Raw genomic sequence first — 11,150 nt, 5'->3', positions numbered from 1 at the left:
CGCTCCACTCTCTTCGACTTCCCGGACCGCATCCCCGCGGCCCGGGACATCGGTGTGCCCACGCGACGTGGCCGCACCAACCGGAAGGAACAACCGATGAGCCAGGACGCGACGTCCCAGCCGTCTGAACCGACGACCGTCATCCCCTCGGCGACCGAGGACGATCAGGCACAACAGATGCTCGCCGTCGCGGCGACGCAGACCACCCCTGACGCTGCGGCCGGTAGCGACACCGCGGCGCAACCCGAGTCGGCCACCACTGACGAGGACAAGCTCGGCGACAACGGCCGCCGCGCCCTGACGAGCGAACGGCAGGCCCGCCGCGCGGCGGAGCGGGAACTCAAGACGCTGCGTGAGCGGCTTTCAGCGTTCGAGGATTCGCAGAAGACCGAACTGCAGAAGGCGCAGGAAGCGGCGCAGCGGTATGAGTCCGAACTCACCACTACCCGGGTGGCGAACGCCCGGTTGATGGCCGCGGTCGCCCATGACCTACCCCCTGACCTGATCGATCTTCTCGGCGATGGAACTGAGGAGGAGATCGACGCGAGAGCCAAGCTTCTCGCGCAGAAGCTCGCCGCGGCCGCGCCGTCCCCGTCTGCTGTCGAAACGAAGCCGGCCCCTGCCTCGGCGAGGCCGGTGGAGTCTCTGACCCCCGGCGGCAAACCCGCCTCGGCTGAGCCCGAGGACCCGAACGTGTGGATCCGCCGCCTAGCGGGCCGCGCACCCTAACCGACACGCAGCACCGGACACCTGTCGCACGGGGCCCGGGGCAGCTGCATGCCTGAAAGTGAGGTAGCCCCGTGCCGACCTACAACTCCTCGATCACCCGGGACTCGTCCGATGACCCGCTGATCCCGGTGCCGGTGTCGTCGCAGATCCTGCAGGAGATGCCGACGCAGTCGTTCATGCTGCAGCGGGCCGGCCGAGTGCAGATGTCGACCAAGTCGCAGCGGCAGCCGGTTCTGGACGTGCTGCCGATGGCGTACTGGGTGTCGGGTGACACCGGCATGAAGCAGACCAGCTCGGTGGACTGGAAGAACGTGTCGCTGGTGGCCGAGGAGCTCGCGGTGATCGTGCCGATCCCCGAGGCCTACCTCGACGACTCCCAGGTCCCGATCTGGGACGAGGTCCGCCCCCGCATCGTCGAAGCGATGGGCGCCAAGATCGACGCGGCGGCGCTGTTCGGTGTCGACAAGCCCTCCAGTTGGCCCGCCGCGATCTACCCGTCGGCGGTCGCGGCCGGCAACGCAGTCCAGGCCGGTACCGCGGTGGACTTCGGCGTGGACGTCGCGGAGCTTGGTGAGACGATCGCCAAGGACGGTTTCGCGGTCAACGGGTTCGCGTCGCGGCCCGGACTGACGTGGAAGCTGGTCGCGATGCGCTCCGAGCAGGGCGTGCCGCTGTACCAGCCGAACCTGCAGGAAGCCGGCGGGCCTGGCCGCCTGTACGGCTACCCGGTCTCGGAGGTCAACAACGGCGCGTGGGACGCCGACGAGGCCGAACTGATCGCTGGTGACTGGACCAAGGCGATCATCGGGATGCGTCAGGACATCACCTGGAAGATGTTCGATCAGGGTGTCATCTCCGACGGTGACGGCGCGGTCGTGCTGAACCTGATGCAGCAGGACTCGGTGGCGCTGCGCGTCACGATGCGAGTCGCCTACGCCACCTCCAACCCGGTGACGGTCCTGAACAGCAACGCCAACACCCGGTTCCCGTTCGGTGTGATCCAGGCGACCACCGCCGACAACGTCGCCGGTTCCGTCTGACCCTGGTGGCCTTGGTGTCCGCCGGGCGGCGGAGTGTTCTTCGCGGCGCTCCGCCGCCTGACGGCAACCGGGGGACGGGTGTGCGTGTTCTGGCGATGATTCCCGACTATCCGCCCCGCGGCGTCGGTTCGTGGATCATGACGCACGCTCTGCTGCGTGCCCTGGTCTCCCGCGGCCACGCCGCCGATGTGGTGTTGTCGGCGGCCGACGGGGACCCCTATGAGGTCGATGGGGTACGGGTGTGGCCCCGCACCGGTAAGGCCGACCCATTCCGGTTCGTCGACGACAGCGACGTGATCGTCGCGCATGTGGAGTCGGCCAGCAGGCCGCTGGCGCTCGGAGACATCCGCGGCATCCCGGTCGTGCAGATCGCCCACAACGCCGGTGCGTTCACTGAGTCCGCGTTGCGTAAACGCCCGGCGGCGCTGACGGTGTTCAACTCCGGGCATGTGGCCGACCGGCTCGGCGAGTTGTGTGTGCGGTCGATCGTGGTGCGGCCGCCGGTACAACTCAACGATTACCGAACCACCCCAGGCGATGCCGTCACCCTGGTCAACCTCAGTGAGGACAAGGGCGCGGAGGTGTTCTACGCCCTGGCCGAACGGTTCCCCGGCCGCCAGTTTCTGGGTGTGCGTGGCGGCTACGGCGTCCAGATCACGCCCCACGGCCCTGATGATCTCCCCAATGTCGACATCGTGGACCATGTGGCCCCGCATCTGATGCGTGACCAGGTGTACGCCCGAACGCGGGTGCTGCTGATGCCGTCGGCGCACGAATCGTGGGGCCGGGTCGGTGCGGAAGCGATGTGCAGCGGCATTCCGGTCATCGCGCACCCGACACCCGGTCTGCGGGAGTCCCTCGGCGCCGCCGGGACCTTCTGTGACCGCGAGGACGTGGACGCGTGGGCGGTGGCTCTCCGCAAACTGCTGGATGGCCGGTCGTGGCGTCCCGCGTCCCGCAAGGCGCTCGCCCGCGCCGCAGAACTCGATCCTGCCGCCGATCTCGACCGGTGGTGCAGTGAGGTGGAAGCCCTGGCGCGAAGGAGGCTGCGTGTCCGCGCTCGCGTCCCAAGCTGACCTGGAGGCCCGGCTGGGCCGCGCCCTCACCGCTGCAGAAGAAGCCCGCATTGACGCGTTGCTGGACGACGCTTCAGCGTTGGTGCGCGCCTACACCGGCCAGGCATTCTCCCTGACCGAGGACGAGGAGATCACGCTGCCCGCCATCAGCGGGAAGATCACGCTTCCGCAGCGGCCGGTCATCGACATCACCCACGTGATCGCGGTCGGCGGATCCGACGCGCTGCCCGATTTCGCCGTCGTCGACTGGATGTTCGACGGCATCGAAACGATCCGCGTTGGTTCCGGAGGCTTCGTCATCAACCTGCCCGAGGCGTGGTGGGACGACGAGGACGGTTACCCCGGCACCTACCGCGTCACCTACTCGCACGGCTACGCCACTGTGCCCGGCGATGTGCTGAGCGTGGTGTGCGGGATGGCGCTGCGGACGCTCACCTCACCCACCACGGCGGGGGGAGTGGTGTCGGAGACGATCGGGTCCTACAGCTACCGCCTTGACAGCGCCAGTGGCGGCCTGGGCGTGGTGATGTCCGCCGAGGACCGCAAGGTGCTGGACCGGTACCGCCGCACCGCCACCACGACCAGAGTCGGCCGGTAGATGCTCGGCCCGCACACCGTGACCGTGATCCACCCGGCTGGCCGTGACCGGTGGGGCGACACCGTCGCCGGCGGCACCGAAACGGCCGTGTCCGGGTGTTTTTGGCAACCGGTCTCCTCCTCCGAACAGCAGATCGCCGCCGACACCGTGGACGTTGTTGCCCGCCTGTTCATGCCTGCCGCCGTGGACGTACGGGCCACCGACCGCATCAGGTTCGAAGGCCGCACCTATGCCGTGGAAGGCCGCCCTGCCCTGCACCACACGCCGGCGGGGCCGCATCACTACGAACTCGAGCTCCGCGATGTGGAGGGGTGAGCGCCCATGGCCGGGCAGACGGTCCGCTACGAACCCAACATTCCGGGCCTCGGCCGGATCATGCGGTCCCGCGGCATGCAGGCGATGCTGTCCGGTGAGGCGCAGCGCGGCAGGCAGTACGCCGAGGTGATCGCACCACGCGACACCGGTGACTACGCCGCGTCGTTCCGGGTCACCTCCGCGAGTCGTGGTTCTGGGCGCTGGTCCGACCGGGCCGCCGGCTACCTGTACAACGACTCCGACCACGCCCTGGCGGTGGAGTTCCAGGACGACTACCGCACGCTCGGCATCGTCGCCGACATCATCGAGAACGGCGCGTAGCGGTGCCGGTGCTGGCCTCGTTCCCTAGTGCTGAGCGCATCATCGCTGCCGTTGTCGACGACCTCGGAGAGGTCGGCGCGGAAACCTCCACCACTCTGCAGGACGATTTGCCGTTCATCCGGGTGCGGCGCATCGGCGGCGCCGATGACCAGGTCACCGACATCGCCCGGGTCGACGTGCGTGTATACGCCGCGGATCTGTCGGGCGCCAAGGCGTTGGCCGAGACGATCCGGCAACGGTTGATCAGTGGCCCGTCTGCGACCGCGGACGGCGTGCTGGACCGCGCCGCCACCGAGGTCGGCCCGCAGGAGGTTCCCGGACCCGATCCCGACCACTACCGGGTGGTGTCCACCACCTACCGGGTCAGCGTGCGCCGCCGCTGACTTCCTCTCGTCCAGGCCCGCCAGCCTGTCCAGCCCCGCAAGCGGGGCGCATTTCGTGTCCCGCACAGAAAGGGATTGATCGTGGCTGGTGTTGCCTACGACGATCTTCAGCAGCGGAACGCCGCGCTGATCTTCAAGGCCCTGCAGGGGTCGGTGTTCATCGCGCCGTCCTCGGCGACGGCCATCACCACCCTCACCGACTCGTCCGACAAGCTGCTGGCTGCGCTGCCCGCCAACTACGAGGACGTCGGCTGGACTTCCGATGACGGCGCCCAGTTCGGCCGCGACGTCGACACCAGCGACATCACCGGGTGGGGGTCGGTGGAGCCGCTGCGCTCGGACGTCAACTCTGACGTCACCACGCTGCAGATCGCGTGCCTGGAGACCAAGAAGGCCACGATCGGGCTGTACACCGGCGCCGACATGACCACCAACGTGCCCGACACCACCTCCGGTGAGCTGTCGATCGAGAAGCCGGCGCGGCCGGCTTTCCGGTACTACCGGGTGTTGGCGCTGGCGGTGGATCTGACCGACGACGGTGAGTACTACGTCGCGCGGTTCCTGCCGCGGGCCCGCGTGACCGACTTCGACGAGCAGACCTACCAAAGCTCTGACGACGACCCGGTCACCTGGTCGGTGACGCTCACGTCCTACCAGGACCCGGTGCTGGGCTACAGCGAGAAGTACATCTTCGGCGGCCCCGGTTGGGCGTCGCGGCTGGACGCGATGGGCTTCGACGCGCTCGGTAGCTGATCGTCGCGGCGGCCGGCAAGCGCTGGCGGGCCCCGGCCGCCGCGGCATCCACGCCCGCCACCCCACGCCTGAAGGAGGACTTCGGCCATGGCGTCTGCCTACCCGGTGTATCGCAGCCCGGACGGCTCCACCGAACAGACCGCCTCCACGCCCGCCCGTGAGGTGCAGCTCAAGCATGCCGGGTGGACGAAGGTCACCCAGCCGCGCAAGAAGGCCACCCCCACCACCGACGTCCGCCAACCCAAGTCCAGTTCCCGCTAAGCAGAAGAGGCCCGCCGCATGCCTACCCGCAAGTACCTTCTCGAGAAGTACCGCAACGAAGCCGTCAAGCCCGACTTCGAGATCGTCGTCGACGAGGTCACCAGCATCGTCATCAAGATGCCGACGGTCGACGAGGTCATCGACCTCAACGACATCACCGACATCCGCCAGCAGCTGCAGATCCTGGCCAAGGACCAGTACCCGGGCCTGATGGAGGTCATCGGTCATGATCCCGGCGCGATGCTGCAGCCGCTGATGAACGACATGCTCAAGCACTTCGGCCTGGGAAAGTAGCGCAGGTCGCGGACCTGATCGACCGGTACGGCGACGCGATCCGCGCTGACCTGCAGTGGCGGTATGGCGTCGACCTGCTCGATTTCTTCCGCGGCTCATTGTCCGCCGACGCGGTCCTGGACTACCTCGAACACCTGCCGCGCACCTCGGCCTACCACTCGGCGGTCGCGCAGGACGAGGAGCTGGCGGCCGAGCTCGCCGACAAGCCGCAGCCAGAACTGGGCCCGCCGCCGCTGACCGAGTTCGGCCCGGAAGTGCAGGTGCTCGCCGAACTCCGCGACCTCATCGCGGCGCTGCTGGCCGTGACGGTCAAGGCGAACAACGGCAAGCCGCACAAACCCAAGCCGTACCCGCGGCCGGTGACCGCTTTGCAGCGGGTCCGCCGCAAGCAGCGCTACCTCAGCCATCAGGCGCTTGTGGACCGGGTGAAAGCCCGCCAGACACCCGACGGCTGACCACGGGCGGAGGTGGGCCGTGGCGGTCGAAGTCGGCGGCGCGTTCATCTCTGTACGGCCTGACCTGCGTGGTTTCCATAACACGGTCAAGCGTGAGCTGCGGTCCATGGCGCCGCAGATGGTCCGGATCGGCCAGGAGTGGGGCAGCGAACTCCAGAAGGGAATCAAGGAGAAGCTCAACCCGATCCAGGTGCGTCTGGACGCGGGGACGACGGCGACTCGCTTGGCGGCACTCAACCGCGCCGTCGAGGGACTCGATGGCCGCAAGGTCACTATCAAGGTCGACGCCGACACCGGACCGGCCGCTGTGCAACTGGCCGAACTGCATGCCAGAGCCCGTCAACTCGACCGGACCGTCATCAAGATCACCGTCGATGTTGATGTGCAAGGCGCCGTCACCCAGCTGACGTTCCTGGAACAGATCCTCGGGCGCCTGGACGGCCGCCGCGTCAACATCCAGTTCGACGCTGACATTGCTGCGGCGCTGGCCCGTATCGCCGCGATGAACGGCGCGGTCCGCAGCATCGACAACCGCCGCTCCATCAACATCGATGTCGACACCGGCAACTCGATGGCGTCGATCGGCGCACTGCGCCAGGCACTGATCACACTTGGGTTGCTGTCGGCTCCGGCACTCGCCGGCATCGGCGCGGGCATCATCGGGCTGGTCGGGCCGTTGTCGGCGGCCGCGGTGGGGTTCGGTGCGCTCGGCGCGGTGGCGATACCTGCGATCTCGCGGATCCGGCAGGCCACCCAGCAGCAGACCCAGGCCACTCAGGCGTCTGCTGGCGCGGCGGCGCAGGCGCAGGCTCGAGCGTTCGCGCTCGCGTCCGCGCAGCAGCAACTCGCCTCAGCTGTCCGCAACGCCGCGCACGCACACGCACAAGCTGTCGACCAGGTCCGTCAGGCCGAGCAGCAGCTCGCGTCAGCGCAGTTGTCTGCGGTGTCGGCGCAGCGTGCCCTCACTCAGGCCAGGCTGGATGCTCGCCGGGCGTTGCAGGACATGCGCAACCAGGTCATCTCGGCTGGGCTGGCGGTCCAAGAGCAGCAGCTGCAGATCGAACAGGCGCGTGCGGCGTGGGAGCAGATGGCCGCCGCAGTCGCGGCCGCCAACGCCCAGGTTGCCGCCGCGCAGGACGACCTGGCTAAGGCGCAGGCGGCCCAGCAGGCGGTCGCTGCCGACCCCGCCGCCACCGACCAGGCCAAGGCGCAGGCCGCCGCGAATGTCGCTGCGGCGCAAGCGGCGGTCAAGGCCGCCAAGGATCAGAAAAAGGCCGCAGATCTGCAGGCTCGCCAAGCCGAGATCAACTACAAGCAGGCGGTGCAGCGGCTCAAAGAGCAGCAGTTGCAGCTACGGCGCCTCAAGGAGGACGAGGCCAAGGCCGCCAAGGCCGGCGTGGAGGGCTCGGAGCAGGTTCGCGGCGCGCGGGAGCGGCTCGCTGAGGCCAACCGGCGCATCGCTGACGCCGAACGTTCTCTGGCCAACGCTCGAGCCAACGTCGCACGCGTTGACCAGCAGTCCGCCGACCAGATCGCCTCTGCTCGCCGCGCTCTGGCGCAGGCCAACGCCCAAGCCGCGTCCAGTGGCGCCGCCCTCACCGGCCAGATGATCAAGCTGACGGCGCTGGAGCAGCAACTCGCGACCGCGTGGAAGGGGCTCACTCAGGTCTTCAACGAGTGGTCGCGGTCGCTGCAGCCCGACGTCATCCCAGTTCTGATCAAGGGCATTTCTCTCCTCAAGCAGCTACTACCGGCGTTTACGCCGTTGGTGAAGGGGGCGGCCGCAGGCGTCGGGGAGCTCCTTGACCGCGCCAGTGCCGCCGCGCGGTCGCCGTTCTGGACACAGTTCTCGACGTTCATGGGGCAGTCGGTCGGCCCGGCGATTGTGGCGCTGGGCACCCTGGCAGGGAATCTCCTGAAGGCCTTCGCCGGGATCGCTCAGGGATTCATGCCGATCGGCATGGCGTTCCTGCAGGTGCTGAATACGGTGATGGAGCGGTTCGCCGCGTTCACCACCGGTCTCACCTCCAACGCCGCGTTCCAGCAGTTCGTCGGCCAGTTCACCGCCGCCATACCGATCATGGTGCAGGCGTTCTCGGCGCTCGGGTCACTGATCGGCTCCCTGTTCGCGGCGCTGGCGCCGGTGATGGCACCCGTGCTGGAGTTCGTCCGCTCTTTGGCCGCCAACATCGCCAACGTGCTGCGGACGGCGGCACCGGCCATCCAGTCGGTCTTCGCGGCGCTCGGCCCTGCCCTGTCGGCTGTGCTGACCGCGCTGGCGCCGGTCGTGACTCAGTTGGTGCAGGCACTAGCGCCGCTGCTGGTCCAACTGATCAATGGACTGAAGCCGATCCTGCTGGCGATCGTCCCGGTCCTCGGGCAGGTCATCGCAGGGCTAGCACCGGTCATCTCGGCGCTGCTGGCTGGTCTGCAACCCGCCATCGCCGCGCTGGTGCCGGTCGTAGGTCTGCTGGTCGGCGCGATCGCCAAGATCCTGCAGGCGCTCGCGCCGGTCCTGCCGGTGCTGGGGCAGTTCATCGCGTCCCTGGTGAACGGGCTGATGCCGATCCTCACTCCGATCATCAACGTGATCGCTCAAGTCGCTGCGTCCCTCGCCGGGGCGCTGGTCACCGCGCTGGCGCAGATCGCGTCGCCGCTGCAGCAGGTCGTCGTCGGGATCGCGTCACTGCTTCCGGAATTGCTGCCGCTGGTCCCGCTGCTCGGGCAGATCCTGATTGCGATCCTGCCGCTGGTTGTGGCGTTCGTGAAGCTCGCCGCGATGCTGATCGGCTACCTGATTCCGCCGCTACGGCTGATCATCCGAATCGTCGTCAAGATCGTCGCGGTTCTGCTTCAGCTGTTCCTGCCCGTCCTGCGCACCGTCGTCACGGTCGTGACATGGGCCGCGAGCCTCATTCAGCCGATCTTCACCGCCATCGGTGTTGCGATCCGCTGGCTCGGCACCGCCGCGATGTTCGTCTGGAACATCATCAAGATCGCGTTTGCGGGTATCGTGCTCGCCGGGAAGATCCTCTTCGCGGTCCTCTTCACCGCTGTCATCGCGCCGCTGCTGATCCAGTTCCACATCATCAAGACCGTCGTCATGGCGCTGTGGAACAGCGTGTTCGTCCCGGCATGGAACGGCATCCGTGGCGCGGTGCAGAAGGGCTGGCAGCTCATCCAGCCACTGCTGGCGCTGCTCCGCACGCGGCTCGCACAGCTCGGCGCGGTCATGACGTGGCTGTGGCGCAACGCCGTCGTGCCGGCGTGGAACGGCATCAAGTTCGCGATCAATACCGCGTGGACGATCATCAAGGCCATTTTCAATGCCGTCGTCGCCCACTTTAGGGTGACGTTGGGCCCGGCGTTCACGTTCTTCCGCGACAAGATCGTCAAGCCGGTGTGGTCGACCGTGTCGTCTGTCATCAAGACGGCATGGAATTCGCACATCCGACCCACGTTCGATGCGCTGAAGACCGGTGTCGGCAAGATCCGTGACGCGTTCAAGACCGCAGTGGACGCCATCGGCCGGGTCTGGGACGGGCTCAAGGACAAGACCAAGAAGCCGGTTCAGTTCGTCGTCGAATCGGTCTACAACAAGGGCATCCGCGCCGCCTGGAACACCGTCGCAGGGCTGGTCAAGCTCCCGACGCTGCCGGAACTGCACTTCGCCGCAGGCGGTGTCGTCCCAGCCGGCGCGTACGGGGTGCTGCCGGGGTATGCGCCCGGCCGCGACACCATGCTCGCCGCGGTGTCCCCAGGCGAGGCGTGGATCAGGCCCGACGCCACCCGCGCGCTCGGCCCTGCGTTCATCCACGGGCTCAACGCGGCCGCCTCCTCGGGCGGTACGAGCGCCGCCGCCCGGTTCCTGACCCAGAGCGGCGGCCCGCACTTCGCGCTCGGCGGCATCGTCGGCAGGATCAAGGACGCCGTCGGCGGCGCCAAGAACCTGGTGGTGCGCGGCGCATCGGACCTGCTGTCCAAGGGCGCCAGCTTCGCCGCCCGCAAAATCTTGGACCCGATCCTTGGGCAGCTCACCGAGCTCGCTGGCGACTCCAACTGGGTGAAGGCCATGACCCGGATGCCGCGGCGGATGATCGACGGGTTCATCGGGTGGCTGAAGAAGGCCATCGACCCCAAGCTCGGCGGTGACGCCACCGGCGTGGTCGCTGCGGCCAAGAAATACTTGGGAGTCGGTGACGACCGCGGCCGCGACAACGACAACCCGTTCACCAGGTATTACGGCTGGCCGGCAGGGACGCCCTGGTGCGCTCTGTTCGCGTCCAAGGCCATCGAGGACGCGCACGCCACCAAGAAGTACCCGGGGGCGCCGACCGCATCGGTCGCGGTGTTCAACTCCAAGATGCAGCACGTCCCGATCTCTGCTGGCCGTCCCGGGGACCTGGCGACCTATCGCGGTGACGGACACGTCAACATCATCGAGAGCAAGGCCGCTGGCGGCTACATGACCATCGGCGGTAACCAGGGCCCGAAGGTCAACCGGTATGTGCGTGGCGGGCAGACAGCAGTCTTGCGGCCCAAGTTCGCCACCGGCGGCGTCGTCTCCACCAGAGACCTGCACGTATTCCAGGAACGCAACCTTGATCCGGCGGACCGCCGTGACCCGTTCCTGCGCATGTACGCCCAACTGGCACGACCGACGCTGTTCGACTCGGGTGGCTGGCTGCAACCGGGACTGACCACGGTCCTCAACGCGACCCGCCGACCCGAGGCGGTGCTGACCGACGCGCAACTCCAGGCGATCGAGCAAGGCGGACCTGGTGCAGGCGGCGCGCACTACCACGCGCACCTGGACGGCCTGACCAAGGCGACACACGAGGCGCAGGTACGGGCGGCGTTCACCGCGATGCAGGTGCAGGCAGCGCACAAGGACCGGACCGGGCGCCGCCGGTGACAGCGGGAGT

General features: G+C 68.0%; 12 protein-coding genes. All 12 read left to right on the top strand.

The window, feature by feature from the left end; genetic code table 11:
- Nucleotides 1–96 precede the first annotated feature (96 nt).
- The 12 genes from ACGFNU_RS21325 (at nt 97) to ACGFNU_RS21270 (ending at nt 11,140) form a co-directional block, all read left to right on the top strand.
- Entirely contained in the window at nt 97–729 is a 633-nt protein-coding gene (locus tag ACGFNU_RS21325) for a hypothetical protein (protein ID WP_392595997.1), read from the top strand.
- 71 nt (nt 730–800) lie between these two features.
- A complete protein-coding gene (locus ACGFNU_RS21320) occupies nt 801–1,769 on the top strand; it encodes a phage major capsid protein (RefSeq protein WP_392595995.1) in 969 nt (322 codons plus the stop codon).
- A 137-nt stretch (nt 1,770–1,906) separates the two neighbouring features.
- On the top strand, nt 1,907–2,845 hold the full coding sequence (locus tag ACGFNU_RS21315; RefSeq protein WP_392595993.1) for a glycosyltransferase family 4 protein: 939 nt from the start codon (nt 1,907–1,909) through the stop codon (nt 2,843–2,845).
- The gene (locus ACGFNU_RS21310) at nt 2,820–3,443 is read left to right on the top strand and encodes a hypothetical protein (RefSeq protein ID WP_392595992.1); all 624 of its coding nucleotides are present in this window, start codon (nt 2,820–2,822) and stop codon (nt 3,441–3,443) included. Before ACGFNU_RS21315 ends, ACGFNU_RS21310 begins: the two co-directional genes overlap by 26 nt.
- Nucleotides 3,444–3,758 (top strand): head-tail adaptor protein, encoded by a 315-nt coding sequence (locus ACGFNU_RS21305; protein WP_392595990.1) that lies wholly within the window; start codon nt 3,444–3,446, stop codon nt 3,756–3,758.
- Nucleotides 3,759–3,764: 6 nt separating this feature from the next.
- A complete protein-coding gene (locus ACGFNU_RS21300; RefSeq protein ID WP_392595988.1) occupies nt 3,765–4,079 on the top strand; it encodes a hypothetical protein in 315 nt (104 codons plus the stop codon).
- Nucleotides 4,080–4,081: 2 nt separating this feature from the next.
- Nucleotides 4,082–4,462, top strand: coding sequence for a hypothetical protein (locus tag ACGFNU_RS21295; protein ID WP_392595987.1), 381 nt, complete (start codon nt 4,082–4,084; stop codon nt 4,460–4,462).
- Nucleotides 4,463–4,543: 81 nt separating this feature from the next.
- The gene (locus ACGFNU_RS21290) at nt 4,544–5,215 is read left to right on the top strand and encodes a hypothetical protein (protein ID WP_392595985.1); all 672 of its coding nucleotides are present in this window, start codon (nt 4,544–4,546) and stop codon (nt 5,213–5,215) included.
- A gap of 87 nt (nt 5,216–5,302) precedes the next feature.
- A complete protein-coding gene (locus tag ACGFNU_RS21285) occupies nt 5,303–5,476 on the top strand; it encodes a hypothetical protein (RefSeq protein ID WP_392595983.1) in 174 nt (57 codons plus the stop codon).
- Between the two features lie 18 nt (nt 5,477–5,494).
- A complete protein-coding gene (locus ACGFNU_RS21280) occupies nt 5,495–5,770 on the top strand; it encodes a hypothetical protein (protein WP_392595981.1) in 276 nt (91 codons plus the stop codon).
- A 98-nt stretch (nt 5,771–5,868) separates the two neighbouring features.
- A complete protein-coding gene (locus ACGFNU_RS21275; protein ID WP_392595979.1) occupies nt 5,869–6,225 on the top strand; it encodes a hypothetical protein in 357 nt (118 codons plus the stop codon).
- A gap of 19 nt (nt 6,226–6,244) precedes the next feature.
- Nucleotides 6,245–11,140 (top strand): hypothetical protein, encoded by a 4,896-nt coding sequence (locus ACGFNU_RS21270; protein WP_392595977.1) that lies wholly within the window; start codon nt 6,245–6,247, stop codon nt 11,138–11,140.
- Nucleotides 11,141–11,150 lie beyond the last annotated feature (10 nt).

The sequence above is a fragment of the Spirillospora sp. NPDC048911 genome (assembly GCF_043198015.1).
Taxonomy (GTDB): Bacteria; Actinomycetota; Actinomycetes; order Streptosporangiales; family Streptosporangiaceae; genus Spirillospora.
Note: the sequence above shows the minus strand (reverse complement) of the source record. Positions and strands in the feature narration are given on the sequence as shown.